Source organism: Phocaeicola sp. RTP21359st1_B8_RTP21360_211022, assembly GCF_040911965.1.
In the GTDB taxonomy this organism is placed as follows: domain Bacteria; phylum Bacteroidota; class Bacteroidia; order Bacteroidales; family Bacteroidaceae; genus Phocaeicola; species Phocaeicola vulgatus.
Window position 1 is genome coordinate 207,622 of the sequence record NZ_JBDFXP010000001.1, and the last position, 23,112, is coordinate 230,733.

A 23,112-nucleotide genomic window follows, 5' to 3' on the forward strand; every position below is an offset into this window, starting at 1 on the left:
AACTAAAAATTCTAAGTATGAAAAAAAACTTTTGTAAAGTTCGTAGGGGGCATTGCCTCTCTCTTGTATGGATAGTTTCATTTCTACTATGGGGAAATGTCACTATGGCCGCATTGCCTATTCAGGAGGCAAAACTTTCTATACAACAGCGTTCAGTGGCTTTGAGTCGGGTTTTTTATGAGATTGAAAAACAGACCGGCTACTCTTTCCTTGTTCGTAATAATGATATTAATATGAATGAGAAAGTATCTATTGATGTTAAAAATAAAAGTGTGGAAGAGGTGCTTGAGATGTTGTTTGTAGGGAAAAATATCCGTTATAAAGTGGAAGGGGAGCATATTTCTGTTTATAAACCCCAGCAATCAAGACAAAATGCAATTACCGGATTGGTTATGGATGTGGCAAAAGAACCAGTTATTGGTGCTTCTGTTGTGGTAATGGGATCTACTAACGGGTGTATCACAGATTTTGATGGAAAATTTTCTTTAGAAGTTTCTGAATTTCCTGTGAAGTTACAAATCAGTTATATTGGTTATAAATCTCAAGAGGTAACTGTACGTGATACAAAAACTATTCAGGTGGTATTACGTGAGGACACTGAAACTTTAGATGAAGTGGTGGTAGTGGGATACGGTTCGCAGAAAAAAGCAAACCTGACAGGAGCCGTTGCCTCGGTCAAGATGGATGAAGTGATAGGCAATCGTCCTTTGTCACAAGCTGCTGATGCATTGCAAGGTACGGTTCCCGGCTTGTTTGTGTCTAGTGATGGCAATGCTCCAGGTAAAAGTAAGTCATTCCAGATTCGTGGCGCTTATTCTGTAGGTATTAAAAATGATGATGGTTCTTATGGTAGTGCTATCAAGCCTTTGATTTTAATTGACAATGTGGAAGGAGACTTGGATATGGTTAATCCTGAGGATATTGAAACGGTTACAGTGTTGAAAGATGCTGCTTCAGCTGCCATTTATGGTGCCCGTGCTGCCGGTGGTGTAATTTTGGTTACTACCAAACGTCCGAAAGGAGAAACTTCTTTCCAACTGAATTATAATAATAACTTTGCCTTTGCAACTGCCATGAATTTGCCAGAACAGGCACCGTTGATGGAATATTTGCAGGCCTATTCTGATGCAGCCGGAGATCAATTCTGGACAATGGGTTCGCCTAGTGTAAGCAAATGGATGGGATATTTGGAGCAATATCGTAATAATCCGTCTTCTATTCCTACTGTCGGCGATGGTATCTTTAAAGATACGGATGGGGCTGTTTATTATATGAATGAAAAGGACTTGGTGAAGAACATGCTTGAGACTAGTTTCCAGCATACACATAATATATCAATGACAGGTGGTACTGATAAGCTCCGTTATCGTCTTTCTGCCGGATTTATTGATAATGACGGTGTGCTGATTACTGACAAGGATAAATACAGACGAATGAATGTCAGTGGATTTATATCTGCCAATGTTACAAAATGGTTTACTCAGGAAGCCACTTTTAGCTATGCACATAGTAAAAGAATGGAGCCAAAGTCTGCTTTGGGCGCTGTTTACAGTACTCGTCTTGCTTCTTTCTATCCGGAAGGCAATATGCCGGAAGGTATTTCTGCTGCAGGCGATGGATTACCTTTCTTTACTCCGTCCAATCAGATACGTTGGTCCAATCCAGAAAAAACATTGTATGACAATCCTCGTATTTTCCTGAAGTCTATATTGAAGCCATTAAAGGGATTTGAAATAGCATTTGAATATACTTTCGACAAGAATATATATGATTATAGCTGGTATACGGGAAGTGTGGTATATACTACTGTGCAAGGTGGTAAAGACACGACTCCGACCAATGACTATCTACAAAAAAAGAAAAGATATACCGACTATAACTCAATCAACTTGTATGGTACTTATGATTTCTCATTGGGTAATCATCAGTTTAAGATAATGGCAGGTTTCAATCAAGAATCCAGTTATCAGGAAACAATGGAGGCTTTATCCTATGGACAAGCTGTTATTGAGGTGCCTTCATTGGGTTCGGGTACATCTACATTGAAAGCTACGGACAAGTATAATGAGTTTTCTGTTCGCGGCGGATTCTTCCGTGTGAATTACAACTATCAGGATAAATATTTGCTGGAAGTAAACGGACGTTATGACGGTTCTTCTAAGTTTTCTAAAGAATCACGTTACGGTTTCTTCCCCTCTGTTTCGGCCGGTTGGAACATTGCACAGGAAAAATTCATGGAAAGTACTCAGAATTGGTTAGGTTCTTTGAAGCTACGTGCTTCTTATGGTATGATTGGTAACCAGAACGTGCCTGCTTATTCGTTTATTCCAACTATGGCGGTGAATAATAAATACAATGGTTGGATATCCAATGGTAATTATGTAACCGCTATTACTTCTATTCCTTCATTGGTAAGTCGTAACTTTACTTGGGAAAAGGTAGGGACATTAGACATCGGTATTGATTTCTCTATGTTCAGTAATCGCTTTACAGGTACTTTTGACTGGTATCAGCGTAATACGAACGGCATGCTTGCTCCGGGTGTGCAATTGCCTGCTGTAGTAGGTGCGGATGCTCCTTATCAGAATACGGCAGATATGCGTACACGTGGCTGGGAACTGAGTTTCAATTGGCGCGACCAGATTGGAAAGGTGAGCTACCGAGTCGGTTTCAACCTGTCCGACAGCAAGTCAAAGATTGTGAAGTATGACAGTAACTCATCCTACATATTAAGCAGCCAAAAGACGAATGCGCTGACGGGTGGAACATATACATTTTGGGAGTTTTATAAAGGTAAGGAATTAGGCGAAATCTGGGGATATGAAACAGATGGTTATTATACCGTAGACGATTTTGTCGATACTTCTTCATGGAAATTAAAGGATGGCGTTCCAAGCATAGATGGCTATAATCCTCGTCCGGGTGATGTGAAGTTCAAGAACTTAATGGATGATGAAAGAGGGACAAATATGATTTCCAGCGGCAACAATACGTTGAATAATCCGGGCGACCGTAAAGTGATTGGTAATGAAACTCCTCGTTATCTTTATGGTATTAATCTAGGATTAAACTATAAAGGTTTTGATTTGAGTGCCTTTTTGCAAGGAACCGGTAAACGCGATAAATGGATTGCCAATACATTGACTTTCCCATTATATTCTGACTTTAAGTTTATTCCTTTATATAAAGGTTTGGGTGATTACTGGCAACCGGTAGATGCTGCCAATGGTGATTACACAGCAGTTAATCCTAATGCTGAGTTCCCACGTATTTATGGCAACTATGGTAACCAAGGCTCTAATTACCGCCAGTCAGACAAGTACTTGTCCGATGCTTCTTATCTGCGTATCAAGAATGTTACTTTGTCATATACATTCCCCAAAGCATGGATTACCAAAATATCTTTGTCGCAGTTACGTGCTTTTGTCAGTGTAGAAAATCTGGCAACGCTCTCATCATTGCCAAAGGGTATCGACCCGGAAACGCTGAAATGGGATTATCCCGCATTCCGCACAGTATCCTTTGGGCTTAATCTTACATTATAAACCTTAAATTAGTACGAGTATATGAAAAGATTATTTATAAGTTTAGCAATTCTCGCAGGAATCAGCCTCTCTAGTTGTAATGATAGTTTCTTGGAAAAGACTCCTGTTACAGACTTGACGGAGAATAATGCATTCAATTCCTACGATAACTTCAAGGCTTTTATGTGGCCTTGTTATGAGATGTTTACAAATAATACTATTCGCACTTCCTTACAAGGATTCGGACAAGACGGACAGTATAAGGGCGATATGGCAGCAGGATACTTTCAGCAAAAATATGAAAGTGGCTACAATGAATTTGCTTATCAGACAGTTGCCAGTGTAGCATCCGGTAATGGCTGGGATTTTAAATCATTTATCCGCCGTGTCAATATCATGCTTTCACACATTGATAATTCTAGTATGACAGAGGCTCAGAAAGACCATTGGCGTGCAGTAGGATATTTTTTTCATTCTTTTTGGTATATGGAATTGATAGATCGTTTTGGCGATGTGCCTTGGGTGGACCAGGTATTGCAGGAAGATTCTCCCGAAGCTTATGGACCTCGTGTGGATAGAAAAACCGTAGCCGACAAGGTATTGGAACGTCTGCAATGGGCGGAACAGAATATTGGAAATTTCACATCACAGGATGGGGACAATACGATTAACCAAGATTGTGTACGTGCCGTTATTTCGCGTTTCGGATTACGTGAAGGTACATGGAGGAAATATCATGAATTGGGTGATGCTGAAAAATATCTGCAAGAGTGTGTACGCGCATCCGAGTTATTAATGGCCGCTTATCCTACTCTTTACACAGGAACAGACGGTCAACCCGGTGCCGGATATGGTGAAATGTGGACAACAGAGGATTTGGGACAAGTTCCAGGTATCATTCTCTATAAATCTTATGTGAAGGATATAAATCCTATGGGCATGAGTTATATTGAACATACTTCTTCACACTATGTGGAGATGAACCAGAATACGGTAGATCTTTATTTGATGAAGAATGGCAAGCCGATTTTGGCTGACGGATCGGGCTACCATGGAAATAAGGACATGTATGCGGTATTTCGTGACCGTGACCCGCGTTTGTATCACACGGTTATACCTCCTTATAAAGTAAAATCTGGAAAAGGCGACTATCCTACCTGGTCGTATACAGACAATCCGGCAGACCGTGAATATATTGATATTATGGGAGCAAATGAAAGTTGCAGTAACCCGGGTGTTGGTATGAAACGTTTGCCTGGGCAGAACTGGAGTGCATCACTTGTACCTGAAATACCAAGATTAGGTACTGGAGCATTTGTGACTTGCCGTTCAGGCTACTATGTATGGAAGAATTGGGATAACTGGGAAACCAGCTTTAATAATGGTAATTTGAATACAGCTGACAAACCTATTTTTAAAATTGAAGAAGTCCTGTTGAATGAAGCTGAAGCCAAATTTGAATTGGGAGTATTTGACCAAGGGGTTGCAGACAAAACAATCAATAAGTTGCGTGATCGTGCCGGTGTAGTCAAAATGGTGGTTGCTGACATTAATGATAGTTTTGATCCTAACCGTGGAAAATACTATCCTAAAGGTAATGAAAGTGGTATTTTGGTTGATCCTGTCTTATGGGAAATTCGTCGCGAACGTATTATAGAATTGATGGGTGAGGGATTTGGTATTTATGATATCCGTCGTTGGCGTATGGCTCCGTGGTTCCTCAATAAACCTGCAACTGGTCTTTGGATGAGTAAAGAAGAGGCAATGAAAAATAATATGACTTTATATAATCCTGAAACTGGTTATTCTGATGGAACTGACGGTTCATTGACGGAAGGTAATTTGTATCTTTTCAATGATCCTCTAAAAGAAGGTAAAGGTTGGTTAGATAAATATTATTTGTATCAAGTACCGACTACCGAAATATTATTGAACCCAGAACTGGAACAGAATCCTGGTTGGTAATTTATAGTGTGATACGAATGAGGCTGTCTCAAATGCGGAATAACGTATGGAGACGGTCTTGTTTGGTTTTTAAACTTAGAAAAATCGAAATAAAATGAGATTTCAGAAAATAGGATTGACTACTGTAGTGTTGTGTACCGTAGGAATACAACAGAGCTTTTCTATCGATATAGTTACAAAAGAAAAACCTAATATCGTGTTTATTTTGGCTGATGATTTAGGTTGGACGGATTTGGGTGTAATGGGCAGTGATTATTATGAAACTCCTAATATAGACCGTCTTGCTACAGAAGGAATATTGTTTGACAATGCTTACGCTGCAGCCGCCAATTCAGCACCTAGCCGTGCTTGTATGATGACAGGAATGTACACACCACGCCATGGAGTATATACAGTTAGTCCTCCCGACCGTGGTGATCGTACCAAACGTAAATATATAGCTATTCCCAATGTAGAAGATGTCTGTGCCGACTTTGTGACTATGGCCGAGGCTTTGCAAGAACAGGGTTATCAGTGTGGTCATATCGGGAAGTGGCATTTGGGGGATGATGAGGACGGTACAGGACCCTTGTCACAGGGATTTATATGGAATGTGGGCGGTAATAGAGCAGGAGCTCCCTATTCTTATTTTTATCCCTATTGTCTGCCTGATAAAAGTAAATGTCATGTGGGATTAGAAGAAGGTATATTGGGTGAATATCTTACTGATCGGTTGACTGAAGAAGCTGTTTCTTTTATAAAATCTCATAGTGAAGGTCCTTTTTTCTTACATTTGTCCCATCATGCCGTACATACGGTTTTGCAAGCACCTGATTCATTGATAAATAAATATCGTAATAAAACTCCCGGTAAATATCATAAGAATCCTATATATGCTGCAATGATTGAAAAACTAGATGATAGTGTTGGTAGGATATGCCAAGTTATTAAGACATTAGGAATAGCAGATCGTACAATAGTCATTTTTTATTCAGATAATGGAGGTTCGGAACCAGTGACAGACAATTATCCGTTAAATGGAGGAAAGGGAATGCCTTATGAAGGTGGGAGCCGTGTGCCGTTGATTATAAGGTGGACTGGTAAAATAGAAGGAGGCATCCGTTCATCTGTTCCAATAACAGGAGTTGATTTTTATCCAACTTTTGTTACTTTGGCACAGGGTAAGATTCCTGCTAACTTAGATGGAAAAGATATTTTTACGCTTATAAATAATAATGAGACGGAACGTGATCTTTTCTGGCATTTTCCGGCTTATTTGGAGTCTTATTTAAACGGGGGAAGAGATTTCCGTGCAAAACCTTATTCCAGTATTCGTTCAGGTGATTGGAAATTGATATATCATTATGAAGATAAGTCTATGGAACTGTTTAATTTGAAGAATGATCTGGGAGAATCACAAGATCTATCAGGTTCAAATCCTGTAAAGCGAGGAGAACTTTATCAGAAACTGATGAAGTGGATTCAAGAAACTCATGCTCCTATTCCTGTGAAATTGAATCCTTATTATCGAGAGTAGGTGAATGATATTTTTTTCTTCTATAGCTTTGCAGCCTAGGATATTTTCTCTAAATTGCCGATGTTTATAGCAGGAGTAGTAATTATTAAATTCAGTAAAAAACAGAATATATGAAAAATCGAAACCTCTTTCTTTTAACCAGTGGATTAGCATTTCCTCTATTAGGCGCTTATGCTCAGAAAACTCCTAAACCGAATATCATTTATATTATGTGTGATGATATGGGTTATGGTGATTTAGGGTGTTATGGTCAGTCCTACATCAGTACACCGAATATTGATAATATGGCTAAAGAAGGTATGCGTTTTACACAAGCGTATGCCGGTAGTCCGGTGAGTGCTCCATCACGTGCGTCATTTATGACCGGACAACATTCCGGACATTGTGAAGTACGTGGGAACAAAGAGTACTGGCGCGATGCCCCTGTTGTGATGTATGGAAATAATAAGGAATATGCCGTGGTGGGGCAACATCCATACGATCCCGGTCATGTGATTATACCTGAAATAATGAAAGATAACGGTTATACTACCGGTATGTTTGGTAAATGGGCAGGGGGCTATGAGGGATCTGTGTCTACGCCGGACAAACGGGGTATTGATGAATATTATGGTTATATTTGTCAGTTTCAGGCTCATTTATATTATCCGAATTTCCTGAACCGGTATAGTAAATCGGCTGGTGATACGGCAGTGGTTCGTGTAGTGATGGATGAGAATATCAACTATCCTATGTTTGGTAAGGACTATTTCAAACGTCCGCAATATTCTGCGGATATGATCCATGAAGAAGCAATGAAATGGTTGGATAAACAGGATGGCAAGCAACCTTTCTTTGGTATTTTTACTTATACGCTTCCTCATGCAGAGCTGGCGCAGCCCGAAGATTCTATTCTGACAGGTTATCAAAAGAAGTTTTTTGAAGATAAAACTTGGGGTGGACAGGAAGGATCAAGATATAATCCGTCGGTACACACCCATGCGCAGTTTGCCGGCATGATTACTCGCTTGGATTATTATGTAGGAGAAGTTTTGAACAAATTAAAGGAGAAAGGACTGGACGAAAATACCATTGTGATTTTTACCAGTGATAACGGCCCCCATGAAGAAGGGGGGGCTGACCCTACCTTCTTTGGTCGTGATGGCAAACTTCGTGGATTGAAACGTCAATGTTATGAAGGGGGGATTCGTATTCCGTTCATTGTGCGTTGGCCGGGTAAAGTACCCGAAGGAACGGTTAATGATCACCAGTTAGCTTTCTATGACCTGATGCCTACATTTTGTGACTTGGCAGGTGTGAAGAATTATGTAAAGAAGTACACTAACAAGAAAAAAGATGTGGATTATTTTGATGGTATTTCTTTTGCTCCGACTTTGTTAGGGCAGGAAGGACAGAAGAAACATGATTTCTTGTATTGGGAATTTGATGAAACCGATCAGATTGGTGTACGTATGGGAGACTGGAAGATGGTAGTGAAAAAAGGGACTCCTTTCCTTTACAATCTTGCTACAGATATTCATGAAGACCATGATATCGCTGCCGGACATCCGGATATTGTGAAACAAATGAAAGAGATTATCAGAACACAGCATACTCCGAATCCTCATTTCTCTGTGACTTTGCCTTCATTTGAATAAATAGATTTTTTATTCTGATATTCCTCAATCTATTCATTTAGATTGGGGAATATTTTTTTATGTTCCATAAACCTGCTATCTTTGCCTCGCAAATTTAAAAATATTCCGATGAGAATTTAAAACATTCATTTCCATACAACTATTTGTTTTTACGTTGGGACAGCAGGCGAAATAATTTCGTTTGTTGCGCAATAGTTGTCTTCTTATTCCAACTACGAACTTTTCAGTATTCATATTTAAAATTCTTAGAAAGAGTATGTGTATACATGTACAGTCCATTACTTACATGCATCCGGATAAAGATGTGCTTTTCAGTAATGTCAGTTTTACTATCAGTAAAGGGAAAAAAGTAGCCCTCATCGGAAACAACGGTTCGGGAAAATCTACCTTGATGCGATTGATAACTAAAGAGCTATTACCTTCTGAAGGACAAATTATATGTCCGGATATCCCCTATTCTATTCCACAGCATTTTGGTCAGTTTAATCATTTGACAGTAGCCGGGGCATTGGGAATAGAAAGAAAGTTATATGCACTTCATGCCATTTTACAGGGAGATGCTTCGATAGAGCATTTTACGGCTTTGGCGGATGACTGGAAAATAGAAGAGAAAGCGGTTGCTGCTTTGAATGAATGGGGGTTGGCAGAAGTACCTCTCTCCTATCCCATGCATTTGTTGAGTGGCGGTGAGAAAACAAAAGTTTTTCTAGCAGGAATTACTATATACTCTCCTGCTTTTATTTTGATGGATGAGCCTACCAATCATTTGGATGACGAAAGCCGTATCCGGCTGTACCGTTTTATAACTACTGCTGCAGCAGGGATACTGGTTGTCAGCCATGACCGGACATTACTCAATTTACTTTCTTCTACCTATGAGCTTACTGCAAAAGGTGTCACTTATTATGCTGGAAATTACGATTTCTATAAAGAACAGAAGAAATTGGCTGTAGAAGCTCTGCAAACCCGGTTGAAGGAGAATGAAAAGCAATTACAAAAAGCCCGAAAGCAGGCACGTGAGGTAATGGAGCGTCAACAAAAGCATGATGTGCGAGGTAAAAAACAAAATGTGAAGAAAGGAGTCGGAAAGATGGCAATGCATACATTCAGGGATCAGGCTGAGAAAAGTACTGTCCGTTTAGGAGATGTTCATGTTGATAAGATCCGTTTTTTGGCAGGAGAAACAGTAGAACTGCATAAAGCTTTACCTGATATGAAGACGATGAAAGTAAATTTCAATTCATCTTCTTTGCATATCGGTAAAATACTTATCGTAGCTTCAAGTGTGAATTATTCGTATGGAGAAAATCCTTTGTGGTCTTCTCCTCTTGAGTTTACCATCAAAAGTGGTGACCGTATTCATTTGAAAGGAAGTAATGGTAGTGGTAAAACAACTTTATTGAGGTTGATAACCGGAAGTCTTGCTCCTACTCAAGGTTCTTTGATACAGGCAGAAGGGCTGACGTACGTTTATCTTGATCAGGAATATTCTATAATTCGTAATGATTTGTCGGTATTGGAACAATTTGCCTTATTCAATAGTGAATTGTATGATAATGAATTGAGAACGATTCTCAACCGTTTTTTGTTTCCTGTTTCCACATGGAACAAGAAGTGTAGCTATCTGAGTGGAGGTGAGAAGATGAAACTTTCTCTCTGTTGTCTTATGGTGAGTGCACAGGCCCCCGATGTTTTTATTGTGGATGAACCTACTAATAATATTGATATTCTGAGTATGGAGATATTGACCGAAACTTTGAAGGATTATCAAGGCACTTTGTTGGTGGTGAGTCATGACAACTATTTTGTGCAACAAATAAAGGCAGATAAGCAGATTGAGTTGTTCTGATGTTTTTATTTTGTCAAGTGCGGCATTTTTGTCAAATTCTATATTTAAAACAAAAATGCCGCAGACTTGATTTATTTTATTCGGAGTTATTATTGCAGTGTCAGCGTCTTTACTTGTAATTCGGCATCTTTAGAATTACCCCCTACCATTATATCGAAGTTTCCGGCTATGGTGCGCATGGTATTTGTCTGCGCGTCCCACCATTCCAATTGTTTGGGTGTTAACTCTAATTCTACATTGACTGTTTTTCCTGCAGGAATTTGTACACGTTTGAAAGCACGCAGTGTTTTAACCGGTCCTTCCGCATCTTCTTGTTTTTTCAGATATACCTGTACTACTTCTTCCCCGTCACGATTACCGGTATTGGTTACAGGAACAATAATTTTGGCAGTTTCCCCTACTTTAATCGTTTGCTCCAGTTTGATGTTACCATAGTTAAAAGTGGTATAACTCAAACCATAACCGAATGGGAAAAGAGGATCACCTTTAAAATAACGGTAAGTACGTCCTGTCATATTATAATCTTCAAAATCAGGTAATTGCGTTATATTCCGGTAAAAAGTAACGGGCAGTCGTCCTGCAGGATTGTAATCTCCAAACAAAACTTCGGCGGCAGCTTTACCTCCGGATTGTCCCGGATACCATGCTTGTAAAATGGCCTGACAATATTTGGTTTCGGGTTCCATGGCAATGGGTGATCCGGAAAAATTAACGAAAATAACTTTTTTCCCGGCATCACAGAGTGCTTTTATCAATTCACGCTGAACAGCCGGAAGCTCGATGTCAGTACGGTCTCCTTTGCGGAATCCCGGTAAATTGACACCCATCTCCTCTCCTTCCAAACTTGGAGATATACCGCCTGCAAATATAACTACATCAGCATCTTTCACTTTTGCTACCGTGTTTTTAATGTTGACTTCTTCTTTAAATCCAAGATCGAAATTCAACTGTGCATCTCCACTAAAGTATTGGAAGCGGATTTCTATATCGTATGGCTTGCCGGCTTCTGCATGCATGGCGTAAGCTTGTCCCCTGCCCCCATGTTTGTTGGTGAATTTCTTTACTTCTTCACCATTTATCAATAATTGTGTAGCTCCACAACTATAGAAGTTGAAAATAACCTCTCCTGTTTCCTGGGGGGTGAACACACTTTGATAGACGGCCGAGAAATCGGTCAGGTTCACACCGGGAGCAAATACGGTAGCTCCGGAAGTGCAAAGACGGAACGGTGTGGTAAGTTGTGCGGTGGCTACCGCATTTCCTTCATATTCCTTGTTGTTCCAATAGCGGGCGGAGAATCCTGGACCTTCTTTAGAAGTACACTGGCTGAAAACGCTTCTGATTAATGAGCGCTCCACCCAGCTGCAACCTTGTTCATAGATCAGTTTGTCGTTCTCTCCCATGGCTGAGCGGATACCTTCCAATAAGGTGATCGTATGTTTGGGAGTACCGTTATAATTACCCCATTGCATCACAGAATCATTTGCGTTAGGTCCCATGACGGCGATGGTTTGTCCACCGCGTTTCAGTGGCAGGATATTATTTTTGTTCAGTAACAGCGTCATTGATTTGCGTGCTATATCTAGTGACAGGGAATCATGTTCTGCCGAGCAAACCACTGAATAAGGAATTTTAGTCCATTCCACTTTGTCAGGATCATCCATTTCCCCCAATTCAAAGCGTGCTTTTAATAATCGTTTTACGGATACATCAATGTCCTTTTCACTGATTAATCCTTTTTTAGCGCTTTCTACCAATGCTTTATAACTGGAACCACATTCCAGATCCGTACCGCTTAATACTGCGGCGGCAGAGGCCGATTCAGCATCCGGATGTGTTTTGTGTCCTTTTTCCCGATAGAAATCGTCAATAGCGCCACAATCTGAAAGTACAATGCCGTCATATCCCCAGTCTTGACGGAGAATTTGCATCAGCAGGCGGTCACTTCCGCAACACGGATCGCCTTCCAAACGGTTGTAGGCACACATTACCTCCTTTACTTTTGCTTCTTTTACTAATGCTTCGAAAGGTACAAGATAAGTTTCATGCAAGTCACGCGGTTTGATATTTTCCGCATTGAACTCATGACGATTCCATTCCGGCCCTGAATGGACGGCAAAGTGTTTGGCACAAGCGTGTATTTTATCGTATTTTTGATTAGCATCCATGCATTGCAATCCTTTCACCACATTTACCCCCATGACACTTGTCAGATAAGGATCTTCCCCATACGTTTCAATACCTCTCCCCCATCTGGGATCGCGATAAATATTGACGGTGGGTGTCCACATGGTCAGGCCTTGATACCGTTCGTAGCTTCCCGCCGCCGAGTATGCGGCATTTTTGGCCCGGGCTTCATCCGAAACTGCGGTATAGATGGTATGTATGGCATCGGGCTCAAAAGAGGCCGCCATACCTATAGGCTGAGGAAAGACGGTGGCCAGTCCGCTCCGTGCCACTCCGTGCAAGGCTTCGTTCCACCAATTATAAGGTTTAATGCCTAATCTTTCGACAGGTTTGGAGTTGTCCATCATTAAGGCAACTTTTTCTTCTAGAGTAAGTTGTTGCAATAAATCCTCTGCCCGTTCTTCGGGAGATAAACTGCTGTCTTTATAAGCCGGTTGATTGTTACAGCCGCTTAGCATCACAAGGGAAGCAAATAAATATAGAATTTTGTTTCTCATAGTAAAATGGTAAAAATGATTAGTTACACGGCAAAAATAGAATAATTATGAAAAAAGTCCGTGTATTTTTTGATTAAAAAGGTGGAAGATATTGTTTTTTATACAAAAAGGTGGGATAGATATAAAAAGTTTCCGGCCGGATACATCGTACCGACCGGAAACGTATGAGATACAGCAAATAATGACTATTTATATTCTGCCCAATCTATCAGGCGCATATCCCCTTTCTTGGCCAGCGTATCATGCATAGCCAATGCAGCCGGAATACAATGAGGAGTTTGTCCTTTGGAAGACATTTTTACATAATCCCAAAGAATGTTCTTATAATCCGGATGTGCACAATTTTCGATGATAGCCTTGGCGCGTTCTACCGGGCTCTTGCCGCGTAAGTCGGCAACACCTTGTTCAGTAATAAGGATATTGACATCGTGTTCACTGTGATCTTCGTGAGAAACCATAGGAACGATGGCACTGATTTTTCCTTCTTTTGCCACAGACGGGCAAGTAAAGATGGAAATATAGGCATTGCGGGTAAAGTCACCTGAGCCACCAATACCATTCATCATTTTGGTGCCGCTGATGTGAGTAGAATTTACATTACCGTAAATATCTGCTTCGATGGCTGTATTGATAGATATAACACCAAGACGACGGATAATTTCCGGGTTGTTTGAGATTTCAGACGGACGCATGACCAGTTTGTCACGGAAGAAGTCGATATCATCATAAATACCTTGCAGACATTCGTTGGTGACAGTCAATGAACAGGTACTTCCAAATTTTACACGTCCTTGGCGAATCAGGTCCACCACTGCGTCTTGTAATACTTCCGTATACATTTCGAAGGCGGGAATTGTTTTGTCTCGTCCCAAAGCACCCAATACGGCATTAGCAATGTTACCTACTCCACTCTGTAATGGCAGGAAGCTTGCAGGAATAATACCCCGTTTCATGTCAGCTGCCAGGAAGTCGGCAACATTTTGTCCAATCTGGTCGGTGATAGGATCCGGTGCGGTAAATGAACGGGCCTGGTCAGGGGTGTTTACTTCCACTACGCCGATGATTTTTTTCGGGTCTACCTGTACATAAGGCAGACCGATACGGTCGCTGGGTTTGTAAATAGGAATTTCACGACGGTAAGGCGGGTCAAGCGGTTCATAAACATCGTGCAGGCCCATACCGTTTTTACTGTGGGCAGCGTTCAATTCGATAATCACTTTATCTGCCAGACGTGCAATAGTCGGTGCAATTCCACCGGCGGCTGTCAGATAAACTTTGCCGTCGGGAGTGATTTCACACGCTTCCAGAATAGCGACATCTACTTTACCCATGAACCCGTAACGTACCTCCTGTGCCATTTGTGACAGATGGATATCGTTGTATGCTATTTCGCCGTTATTTACGGCTTTGCGGAAATCGGGGTTGGTTGTGTAAGGAGCACGGTAACGGATTGCCTTGACCCTGGATAAGATGCCGTCTGTAGCATCTCCTGTAGAAGCACCGGTAAAGATACTAATTTGAAAAGGGTTACCTTTGGCATGTTCTTCTTCTGCTATTTTTGCGACTTCGGGTGTTACGGCTTTCGGTGTTCCTGCCGGAGTAAAGCCGCTGAGTCCAATGTTGTAGCCATGCTTGATATAGCTGGCTGCTTCGGCTGCGGAAATAATATTAAATCCCATGATATTCAATGTGTTATTCTTATTAGTATAGTTGTTATTAATATTTGCGATTAAAAATCTCTGAATAAATAAAAGCACGTCGTGCCTCTTCTTTAGTACTCAGTCTTATAGGAGTCCGGTCTTCCCTTTTGTTCTCTTTCCGGGGTGAATCTGTTGGTTTCTTGACCATCGGCTGATGCTGCATGCGGGGAGTCTGAGGTGTGCGGACTGTTTGAACGGAAGAAACAGGAAGGTCCTCCTCTATGTTCTCCTGCTCTATTTCAGGAAATATATCTGCAAGCACTTTCTTTGGAGAAGGTGTTTTCTTCTCTTTGCCTGTTTTTGAGATTTGTTGCACGATGGCTGCAACAATGATTATTATAAATATGATAACCTGAATGATATCCATACTTTCCTTATTATATAATGAATGCTCAAAGTTAGAAAAATATTTCATAACTAACTCTATAAAAGGGCATAAAAAAAGGAAGAGAACTTCACAGTTGTCTTCCCCTATTTTTTTAACCTAAACCTTAACTATGAAAAAATCTAATGTTTTTCGGAAGCAAATATGCGAATTATAATAATACGTTGGTAACGTTAACGGTTTTTTTTGTTCACTGGTTATAATTATTTAACAGTTAAATGCATAATTCTCTTATAATATTCAATTTTCGGCTCTTTTATTCGTTTAATTTGTCGGTAACTCCGTATCTTTGCCTACGAAACCATAAAACAGAGAAAATATGAAAGAAACAACAGGAGCAGACTTTAAATCTGCAACTGATTCCGAAAACAAGAAATTGTTTATTGAAACTTACGGATGCCAGATGAATGTTGCTGATAGTGAAGTGATTGCTTCTATTATGCAAATGGCAGGCTACCATGTATGCGAAACATTGGATGAAGCGGATGCTGTATTTATGAATACCTGTTCCATTCGCGACAATGCAGAACAAAAGATTCTGAACCGTCTGGAGTTTTTCCATTCTATGAAGAAAAACAAACGCCGGAATCTGATTGTCGGTGTGTTGGGCTGCATGGCAGAACGTGTAAAAGATGATTTGATCGAGAACCATCATGTAGATCTTGTCGTAGGACCGGATGCCTATCTCACTTTGCCCGATTTGGTCGCTTCGGTGGAAGCGGGGGAGAAAGCCATTAATGTGGAGCTTTCTACTACAGAAACCTATCGTGAGGTAATTCCGTCCCGTATTTGCGGCAATCATATCTCCGGGTTTGTATCCATTATGCGTGGTTGCAATAATTTCTGTCATTATTGTATTGTACCGTATACCCGTGGGCGTGAGCGCAGCCGTGATGTGGAAAGTATTCTGAATGAGGTGCGTGACTTGGCAGACAAAGGTTATAAAGAAGTAACGTTGCTGGGACAGAATGTGAATTCTTATCGTTTTGAGAAAGAGGGTGAAATAATTACTTTCCCGATGCTGCTCCGCACAGTGGCCGAGGCGGTTCCGGACATGCGTGTTCGTTTTACCACTTCACATCCCAAGGATATGAGTGATGAAACCTTGCAAGTCATTGCGGAAACGCCTAATGTATGCAAGCATATTCATTTACCGGTACAGAGCGGCAGTTCGCGCATATTGAAGCTGATGAACCGCAAATATACCCGTGAGTGGTATTTGGAAAGGGTAGCGGCTATTCGCCGTATCATTCCCGATTGTGGTCTGAGTACTGATATTTTCTCCGGCTATCATTCGGAAACGGAAGAAGATCATCAGGAATCTCTATCCTTGATGCGTGAGTGTGCGTACGATTCCGCCTTTATGTTTAAATATTCCGAACGTCCCGGAACATATGCTTCCAAGCATCTGCCGGATGATGTACCCGAAGAGGTTAAGATACGCCGGCTGAATGAAATCATTGAATTGCAGAACCGTCTTTCTGCCGAAAGTAATGCCCGTGATGTAGGCAAGACCTTCGAGGTGATGGTAGAAGGTGTTTCCAAGCGTTCCAGAGAGCAGCTTTTTGGCCGTACACAGCAAAACAAGGTGGTGGTCTTTGATCGTGGGAATCATCGTATCGGTGATTTTGTCCATGTACGCATTACTGAAGCCAGTTCGGCCACATTGAAAGGAGAAGAGGTGTTCTGATGGGGAGAAAAGAAGAATATAAGGAAAAGAACTTGCAATATTTGCAAGTTCTTTCTACACAGGAAGGTATTTGTCCTTTATCTTGTAATATGTTTTATAAAGTATTGCAGACAGGTACGGGTACAGTTTCACCTACAATCCGAAGTATTGTCACCGTTCATTATCGGGGAAGTCTGATAAACGGAAAAGAGTTTGATAATTCCTATGACCGTAACTGCCCCGAAGCTTTCCGGCTGTGTGATGTCATAGAGGGATGGCAGCTGGCGCTTCAACGTATGCATGTAGGAGATAAATGGGTGGTTTATATTCCTTATACTATGGGATATGGCAACCGTACAAGCGGGCCGATTCCTGCTTTCTCTACATTAATATTTGAGGTGGAACTGCTGGGCATTGCATAATGCCTCCGGTTATCGGTTATGCAGTCTGTCATTCATCCGGTCTTCGTAACCGTCACGATATTTCTTTTCGGGCATAACAATCCATAAGATTATATAGACAATAATGCCCGAAAAGGCTGTGAAAACCGTGGCAAATGAATAGATAATGCGCACTACCGTAACATCCCAGCCAAAATAATCAGCCAGTCCCGCACATACTCCGGCTAGCATTCTGTTGTTGGAACGGGTCAGTTTTTTATTTTCCATTTTCGTTTCTTTTTAAGTTATCTGCACAAATGTAGGAAAAGTAAAAACGAATTATTAACTTATACTCTTAAAAGTACTTAAAGGATAGTCCTTCTCATTCAATTTATTTGTTATTTTGCAGCAAATTAGGGCAAAAAGTGGATATACTCAAAATAAATACTTGTCCGTTGTGCGGCGGAAAACATTTGGGACATGCAATCACTTGTACGGATCACTATGCTTCGGGTGAACAATTCAATTTGGTTCGCTGCGATGATTGTGGCTTTATTTTTACACAAGGTGCACCCGTGGAAGCCGAGATAGGGCGATATTATGAGACCCCCGATTATATTTCACACACTGATACCCGCAAGGGGCTGATGAACCGTGTATACCATGAGGTACGCAAGTATATGCTGTCACGCAAAGCCAAGCTGATAAAACGGACATCCGGTTTGAGTAAAGGTACTTTGTTAGACATAGGTACCGGTACCGGATATTTCAGTAATGCTATGAAGGAGCGCGGATGGCGGGTGAAAGCGATAGAGAAAAGTCCGCAGGCGCGTTCGTTTGCCAAAGAGCATTTTGAATTGGATGTAGATACGGAGGATGCTTTGGCGGGATATGCCGATCATTCTTTTGATGCCATAACTTTATGGCATGTGATGGAGCATCTGGAGCATCTGAATGAAACGTGGGAGAAATTATTCAAGCTGTTGAAAGAGAGGGGAGTATTGATAGTGGCTGTGCCTAATCCCAGTTCGTATGATGCGGAAAAGTATAAGGAATGGTGGGCGGCATACGATGTGCCCCGTCATTTATGGCATTTTACACCTTCCGTCATGCAACAATTCGGTGTCAAGCATGGTTTTAAATTAGCGGAACAGCATCCGATGCCTTTTGATGCTTTTTATGTATCCATGTTGACGGAAAGATATAAAGGCAGCCGTTTGTCCTTTTTGAAGGGAATGTGGACGGGCCTGTTGGCCTGGTTCAGTTCACTGGCGAAAAAAGAACGCAGTAGTTCAATGATTTATGTATTCAGAAAGAAGTGATTATGGGAAAAAAATCAGGGTCCTTTTTCGATATGCAGTTCATTACCTCCAGCATCAGTACAATGCTGGTGTTGCTCTTGTTGGGGATGGTGGTATTCTTTGTGCTGTCTGCCAATAACTTATCCAAGTATGTACGCGAGAACATCAGTTTCTCCGTACTCATCAGCGATGATATGAAAGAAGCAGACGCTTTGAAATTCCAGAAAAAATTGAATGAGGAACCTTTTGTGAAAGAAACTTCCTATATATCGAAGGAGCAGGCGTTGAAAGAGCAGAGCGAAGCGATGGGTACAGACCCGGCTGAATTCTTGGGATATAATCCTTTTACAGCTTCTATTGAAATAAAACTGAATGCCGATTATGCCAATTCGGACAGCATTTCTTGGATAGAGCAGAAAATTATGCAGAACAAGAAAGTAATGGAAATCAACTATCCCCAGGATTTACTGGATGCAGTGAACAGCAATATACGGAAAATCAGTTTTTTGCTATTGGGACTGGCTGCGCTGCTTACCCTTATTTCTTTTGCGCTGATTAATAACACCATCCGTCTGGCCATTTATTCCAAACGTTTTCTGATTCATACCATGAAACTGGTAGGGGCAAGCTGGGGATTTATCCGTCGTCCTTTTTTGGTGCGGAATATATGGATAGGGATACTGGCCGCTGCTATGGCAGATGCGGCATTGATAGGAATGGCCTATGCGTTGGTAAGATATGAACCCGAATTGATTGAGATTATTACCCCTATGACCATGCTTATGGTAATGGGTTCTGTTTTTGTGTTTGGTGTGGTTATTACCTTTATGTGTGCATATATATCAATCAACAAATACTTGCGCATGAAAGCTAGTGCGTTGTATTACATTTAATAATAAAAGGATATGGATAGACAAAAATTCGCCTTTGATAAAACTAATTTTATATTGCTTGCCATAGGTATGGCAGTGATTATTGTCGGTTTTCTGCTGATGACAGGACCTAGTTCGACAGAAGGATATTTTGAGCCGGATATTTTTAGTGTACGTCGCATCAAAGTGGCGCCCGCAGTATGTTTCTTTGGCTTTATCTTTATGATTTATGGTATTGTCCGCAAGCCAAAGGACAAGACAGAAGTGGTTAACTCTTGATTTTTTTAATTTTTAATTCTCAATTTTTATTTAAAGAATGGAATGGTTTGAGGCATTGATCCTTGGTGTGCTCCAAGGATTGACAGAGTATTTGCCGGTCAGCAGTAGTGGTCATCTGGCTATCGGTTCGGCATTGTTTGGCATACAAGGGGAAGATAATCTGACTTTTACCATAGCAGTGCATGTGGCTACGGTGCTCAGTACTTTGGTTATATTATGGAAAGAAATAGGCTGGATATTCCGCGGCTTGTTCAAGTTTGAGATGAATGCGGAGACAAAATATGTGATCAATATCCTGGTATCCATGATTCCTATCGGCATTGTGGGTGTGTTTTTTAAAGATTATGTGGAAGAAATTTTCGGTTCCGGCTTGCTCATTGTAGGTTGTATGCTGTTATTGACAGCTTTGCTTCTTGCTTTCTCTTATTATGCAAAACCTCGTTTGAAAGAGAACATCAGCATGAAGGATGCGTTTATTATAGGTCTGGCACAGGCTTGTGCCGTGATGCCGGGATTATCCCGTTCGGGTACTACCATTGCTACCGGTTTGTTGTTGGGAGACAACAAGGCGAAACTGGCTCAGTTCTCTTTCCTGATGGTGATTCCTCCTATATTGGGTGAGGCGTTGCTGGATGGTATGAAGATTGTAAAAGGAGCTGCAGCCGGCACATCAGATATATCTGTATTGTCATTGGTTGTAGGTTTTCTGGCAGCTTTCATATCGGGCTGTGTAGCTTGTAAGTGGATGATTAATATTGTGAAGAAAGGTAAGTTGATTTATTTTGCTATCTATTGTGCCATAGCCGGTGCCGTTACGATAGCGTGCACATTGATGTAATTGGATGAATTTTAAAGAAGGAGAAGTATTATACTTTGATAAACCGCTGAAATGGACCTCATTTGCAGTGGTGAACAAGATAAGATACCATATTTGCCGCAAACTGGGCGTGAAGAAAATAAAAGTGGGACATGCCGGGACATTAGACCCGCTGGCTACCGGGGTGATGATTATTTGTACAGGCAAGGCAACGAAACGCATCGAAGAGTTCCAGTATCATACCAAAGAATACATTGCCACCTTGCAGTTAGGGGCTACCACACCTTCATTCGACCTGGAGAAGGAGATAGATGCTACCTATCCTACGGAACATATCACCCGCGAGTTGGTAGAGGAAGCCTTGCAGCGTTTTATCGGCAGGATAGAACAGATTCCGCCTGTTTTCTCGGCTTGTAAGGTAGATGGTAAACGCGCTTACGATTTGGCTCGAAAAGGTGAGGATGTGGAGTTGAAAGCCAAGACGTTGATTATAGACGAGATAGAGTTGCTGGAATGTAATCTGCCTGAGATTAAAATCAGGGTAGTGTGCAGCAAGGGCACTTATATCCGTGCATTGGCCCGTGATATTGGCGAAGCTTTGAATAGCGGTGCTCATTTGACAGGGCTGATACGTACCCGGGTGGGGGATGTGAGACTGGAAGACTGTTTGTCGGTGGAAAGTTTTCCGGAATGGCTTGACCAACAAGAGATTGAAGAAGTTATAAACGAATAAGGAGAGATAAGATGAAACTGTCGCAATTTAAATTTAAACTGCCGGAGGATAAAATAGCTTTGCATCCGGCTAAGTATAGAGATGAGTCGCGCCTGATGGTTGTTCACAAATCAACAGGTAAGATTGAACACAAGGTATTCAAGGATATCCTGGACTATTTTGATGATAAAGATGTGTTTATCTTTAATGATACGAAAGTTTTCCCTGCGCGTTTGTATGGAAATAAGGAAAAGACCGGTGCCCGTATCGAGGTATTTTTGTTGCGCGAGCTGAATGAGGAACTTCGCTTGTGGGATGTGCTGGTAGATCCTGCCCGTAAGATCCGTATCGGTAACAAGCTTTATTTTGGTGACGATGATTCCATGGTGGCCGAAGTGATTGACAACACCACTTCCCGCGGACGTACCCTGCGTTTCCTGTATGACGGTTCTCACGACGAGTTCAAGAAAGCATTGTATGCGTTGGGAGAGGCTCCGCTGCCCAGTTTCATCCGTCGTCCGGTAGAAGAGGAAGATACCGAACGTTTCCAGACTATCTTTGCCAAGAACGAAGGGGCTGTGACAGCTCCCACTGCCGGACTTCATTTCAGCCGCGAGTTGATGAAGCGTATGGAAATCAAAGGTATAGACTTTGCTTTTGTGACGATGCATGCCGGACTGGGTAATTTCCGCGAGATTGATGTGGAGGACCTTACCAAGCATAAGATGGATTCGGAGCAGATGTATGTCAATGCGGATGCGTGCCATATTGTGAATAATGCCAAGGATGAAGGAAAGAATATTTGTGCGGTAGGAACGACAGTGATGCGCACGATAGAGACTGCGGTAGGTACGGATGGTCATCTGAAAGAATTTGACGGATGGACCAATAAGTTCATTTTCCCTCCTTATGATTTCTCGGTAGCCAACAGCATGGTTACTAACTTCCACCTGCCTCTCTCCACTTTGCTGATGCTGGTAGCTGCCTACGGTGGTTATGATTTGGTGATGGAGGCTTATCACACAGCGTTGAAGGAAGATTACCGTTTCGGTACTTATGGCGACGCTATGTTGATTTTGGATAAGTAATACCGGTTGGAGCAGCGTATGAGGGTTTATTTGGGACTTGGAACCAATCTGGGTGATAAAGAATCAAATCTGCATGTTGCTGTCCGGAAGATAAATGAGCGGATAGGGGAGGTTACTGCCCTTTCCGCTTTTTATGTTACTGCCCCTTGGGGGTTTTCTTCTGAAAATTCTTTTCTGAATGCCGCCTGTTGCGTGGAGAGTGTGCTTCCTCCCTTGGATATATTGCGGGAAACACAGGAGATAGAGCGTGAATTAGGCCGGATGAAGAAGTCGGCGGGAGGTAATTATAGTGACCGCCTGATTGATATAGATATTTTGTTGTACGGCGATTTAATACTGCATACGCCGGAATTGGAAATCCCTCATCCCCTGATGACTGAACGGAGGTTTGTCATGGACCCGCTGGCGGAGATTGCATCGGATGTGGTGCATCCGGTATTGGGAAAAAGGCTGGGGGAGCTTTAAACCTGTAAGAGTATATTAATTAAAAGAGGACGGAAAATTCTTCAAATCCGTCATTGTGGTGTAGATAGCTGATTGATAGTGTATTGTTATGAAGGATTCGTAATAGAATCCTTCATAAATGTTTCAGATGAATGTAAGCGTCTCCGCGATTCTATCTTGTCGCCCATTTTTCATTCTTATATTTTTGCCATATATAAAAATGAATCATTATGGATTTAGCAGAAAATCGATTTGGAAAAACCTGGAAACATTTCCTTGAAGTATTGAAA

Annotated in this window: 18 protein-coding genes; 14 read left to right on the forward strand and 4 right to left on the reverse strand. The window is 41.5% G+C overall.

Going from position 1 to position 23,112, the window contains the following annotated elements; genetic code table 11:
- Positions 1–17 precede the first annotated feature (17 nt).
- The 5 genes from AB5062_RS00725 to AB5062_RS00745 all read left to right on the forward strand — a co-directional run bounded on the left by AB5062_RS00725 (position 18) and on the right by AB5062_RS00745 (position 10,491).
- Positions 18–3,545, forward strand: coding sequence for a TonB-dependent receptor (locus AB5062_RS00725; RefSeq protein ID WP_057098772.1), 3,528 nt, complete (start codon positions 18–20; stop codon positions 3,543–3,545).
- 21 nt (positions 3,546–3,566) lie between these two features.
- Positions 3,567–5,489, forward strand: coding sequence for a RagB/SusD family nutrient uptake outer membrane protein (locus AB5062_RS00730; RefSeq protein WP_007834228.1), 1,923 nt, complete (start codon positions 3,567–3,569; stop codon positions 5,487–5,489).
- Between the two features lie 94 nt (positions 5,490–5,583).
- The gene (locus AB5062_RS00735; RefSeq protein WP_007834230.1) at positions 5,584–7,005 is read left to right on the forward strand and encodes a sulfatase; all 1,422 of its coding nucleotides are present in this window, start codon (positions 5,584–5,586) and stop codon (positions 7,003–7,005) included.
- A 110-nt stretch (positions 7,006–7,115) separates the two neighbouring features.
- Positions 7,116–8,642 carry an arylsulfatase gene (locus AB5062_RS00740; protein ID WP_016271786.1) on the forward strand — a complete coding sequence of 509 codons (1,527 nt, stop codon included), beginning with the start codon at positions 7,116–7,118 and terminating at the stop codon, positions 8,640–8,642.
- A 256-nt stretch (positions 8,643–8,898) separates the two neighbouring features.
- Positions 8,899–10,491: an ABC-F family ATP-binding cassette domain-containing protein gene (locus AB5062_RS00745; protein ID WP_368326920.1), complete on the forward strand. Its 1,593-nt coding sequence runs from the start codon at positions 8,899–8,901 to the stop codon at positions 10,489–10,491.
- Positions 10,492–10,580: 89 nt separating this feature from the next.
- Here AB5062_RS00745 and xyl3A read toward each other — a convergent pair whose 3' ends face one another.
- The 3 genes from xyl3A to AB5062_RS00760 form a co-directional block, all read right to left on the reverse strand.
- The gene (xyl3A, locus tag AB5062_RS00750) at positions 10,581–13,175 is read right to left on the reverse strand and encodes a xylan 1,4-beta-xylosidase (protein ID WP_008666475.1); all 2,595 of its coding nucleotides are present in this window, start codon (positions 13,173–13,175) and stop codon (positions 10,581–10,583) included.
- Positions 13,176–13,360: 185 nt separating this feature from the next.
- Positions 13,361–14,854, reverse strand: coding sequence for an acetyl-CoA hydrolase/transferase family protein (locus AB5062_RS00755; protein WP_005849940.1), 1,494 nt, complete (start codon positions 14,852–14,854; stop codon positions 13,361–13,363).
- A gap of 37 nt (positions 14,855–14,891) precedes the next feature.
- Complete coding sequence (locus AB5062_RS00760; RefSeq protein ID WP_005844031.1) at positions 14,892–15,242, reverse strand: hypothetical protein; 351 nt, start codon at positions 15,240–15,242, stop codon at positions 14,892–14,894.
- 337 nt (positions 15,243–15,579) lie between these two features.
- Here AB5062_RS00760 and miaB point away from each other — a divergent pair, with 337 nt between their 5' ends.
- Positions 15,580–16,950 (forward strand): tRNA (N6-isopentenyl adenosine(37)-C2)-methylthiotransferase MiaB, encoded by a 1,371-nt coding sequence (gene miaB, locus AB5062_RS00765; protein WP_005844029.1) that lies wholly within the window; start codon positions 15,580–15,582, stop codon positions 16,948–16,950.
- Positions 16,950–17,351 carry an FKBP-type peptidyl-prolyl cis-trans isomerase gene (locus AB5062_RS00770; protein WP_016271789.1) on the forward strand — a complete coding sequence of 134 codons (402 nt, stop codon included), beginning with the start codon at positions 16,950–16,952 and terminating at the stop codon, positions 17,349–17,351. The genes miaB and AB5062_RS00770 overlap by 1 nt, the downstream gene beginning before the upstream one ends.
- A gap of 9 nt (positions 17,352–17,360) precedes the next feature.
- Here the strand turns inward: AB5062_RS00770 and AB5062_RS00775 are convergent, their stop codons facing one another.
- Positions 17,361–17,597 carry a PspC domain-containing protein gene (locus tag AB5062_RS00775; RefSeq protein ID WP_005844025.1) on the reverse strand — a complete coding sequence of 79 codons (237 nt, stop codon included), beginning with the start codon at positions 17,595–17,597 and terminating at the stop codon, positions 17,361–17,363.
- Positions 17,598–17,734: 137 nt separating this feature from the next.
- On the opposite strand from AB5062_RS00775, the gene AB5062_RS00780 reads away from it, so the two are divergent.
- From AB5062_RS00780 to folK, 7 genes are read left to right on the forward strand one after another with little or no spacing between them, the layout of a single operon-like run.
- Positions 17,735–18,631 carry a bifunctional 2-polyprenyl-6-hydroxyphenol methylase/3-demethylubiquinol 3-O-methyltransferase UbiG gene (locus tag AB5062_RS00780; protein ID WP_011965074.1) on the forward strand — a complete coding sequence of 299 codons (897 nt, stop codon included), beginning with the start codon at positions 17,735–17,737 and terminating at the stop codon, positions 18,629–18,631.
- A gap of 2 nt (positions 18,632–18,633) precedes the next feature.
- Positions 18,634–19,503: an ABC transporter permease gene (locus AB5062_RS00785; RefSeq protein ID WP_005844021.1), complete on the forward strand. Its 870-nt coding sequence runs from the start codon at positions 18,634–18,636 to the stop codon at positions 19,501–19,503.
- 12 nt (positions 19,504–19,515) lie between these two features.
- Entirely contained in the window at positions 19,516–19,761 is a 246-nt protein-coding gene (locus tag AB5062_RS00790; protein ID WP_005844019.1) for a DUF3098 domain-containing protein, read from the forward strand.
- A 37-nt stretch (positions 19,762–19,798) separates the two neighbouring features.
- Entirely contained in the window at positions 19,799–20,599 is an 801-nt protein-coding gene (locus tag AB5062_RS00795; protein WP_005844017.1) for an undecaprenyl-diphosphate phosphatase, read from the forward strand.
- 4 nt (positions 20,600–20,603) lie between these two features.
- Positions 20,604–21,311, forward strand: coding sequence for a tRNA pseudouridine(55) synthase TruB (gene truB, locus AB5062_RS00800; protein WP_005844015.1), 708 nt, complete (start codon positions 20,604–20,606; stop codon positions 21,309–21,311).
- 11 nt (positions 21,312–21,322) lie between these two features.
- Complete coding sequence (queA, locus tag AB5062_RS00805; protein WP_007854827.1) at positions 21,323–22,378, forward strand: tRNA preQ1(34) S-adenosylmethionine ribosyltransferase-isomerase QueA; 1,056 nt, start codon at positions 21,323–21,325, stop codon at positions 22,376–22,378.
- Between the two features lie 18 nt (positions 22,379–22,396).
- The gene (gene folK / locus AB5062_RS00810; protein WP_005844011.1) at positions 22,397–22,843 is read left to right on the forward strand and encodes a 2-amino-4-hydroxy-6-hydroxymethyldihydropteridine diphosphokinase; all 447 of its coding nucleotides are present in this window, start codon (positions 22,397–22,399) and stop codon (positions 22,841–22,843) included.
- Positions 22,844–23,112: the final 269 nt, after the last annotated feature.

What these genes read in the sequence shown, in the direction of transcription:
- AB5062_RS00725 (WP_057098772.1), top strand. Translation starts at nt 18, where the DNA reads ATGAAAAAAAACTTTTGTAAAGTTCGTAGGGGGCATTGCCTCTCTCTT.
- AB5062_RS00730 (WP_007834228.1), top strand. Translation starts at nt 3,567, where the DNA reads ATGAAAAGATTATTTATAAGTTTAGCAATTCTCGCAGGAATCAGCCTC.
- AB5062_RS00735 (WP_007834230.1), top strand. Translation starts at nt 5,584, where the DNA reads ATGAGATTTCAGAAAATAGGATTGACTACTGTAGTGTTGTGTACCGTA.
- AB5062_RS00740 (WP_016271786.1), top strand. Translation starts at nt 7,116, where the DNA reads ATGAAAAATCGAAACCTCTTTCTTTTAACCAGTGGATTAGCATTTCCT.
- AB5062_RS00745 (WP_368326920.1), top strand. Translation starts at nt 8,899, where the DNA reads ATGTGTATACATGTACAGTCCATTACTTACATGCATCCGGATAAAGAT.
- xyl3A (WP_008666475.1), bottom strand. Translation starts at nt 13,175, where the DNA reads ATGAGAAACAAAATTCTATATTTATTTGCTTCCCTTGTGATGCTAAGC.
- AB5062_RS00755 (WP_005849940.1), bottom strand. Translation starts at nt 14,854, where the DNA reads ATGGGATTTAATATTATTTCCGCAGCCGAAGCAGCCAGCTATATCAAG.
- AB5062_RS00760 (WP_005844031.1), bottom strand. Translation starts at nt 15,242, where the DNA reads ATGGATATCATTCAGGTTATCATATTTATAATAATCATTGTTGCAGCC.
- miaB (WP_005844029.1), top strand. Translation starts at nt 15,580, where the DNA reads ATGAAAGAAACAACAGGAGCAGACTTTAAATCTGCAACTGATTCCGAA.
- AB5062_RS00770 (WP_016271789.1), top strand. Translation starts at nt 16,950, where the DNA reads ATGGGGAGAAAAGAAGAATATAAGGAAAAGAACTTGCAATATTTGCAA.
- AB5062_RS00775 (WP_005844025.1), bottom strand. Translation starts at nt 17,597, where the DNA reads ATGGAAAATAAAAAACTGACCCGTTCCAACAACAGAATGCTAGCCGGA.
- AB5062_RS00785 (WP_005844021.1), top strand. Translation starts at nt 18,634, where the DNA reads ATGGGAAAAAAATCAGGGTCCTTTTTCGATATGCAGTTCATTACCTCC.
- AB5062_RS00790 (WP_005844019.1), top strand. Translation starts at nt 19,516, where the DNA reads ATGGATAGACAAAAATTCGCCTTTGATAAAACTAATTTTATATTGCTT.
- AB5062_RS00795 (WP_005844017.1), top strand. Translation starts at nt 19,799, where the DNA reads ATGGAATGGTTTGAGGCATTGATCCTTGGTGTGCTCCAAGGATTGACA.
- truB (WP_005844015.1), top strand. Translation starts at nt 20,604, where the DNA reads ATGAATTTTAAAGAAGGAGAAGTATTATACTTTGATAAACCGCTGAAA.
- queA (WP_007854827.1), top strand. Translation starts at nt 21,323, where the DNA reads ATGAAACTGTCGCAATTTAAATTTAAACTGCCGGAGGATAAAATAGCT.
- folK (WP_005844011.1), top strand. Translation starts at nt 22,397, where the DNA reads ATGAGGGTTTATTTGGGACTTGGAACCAATCTGGGTGATAAAGAATCA.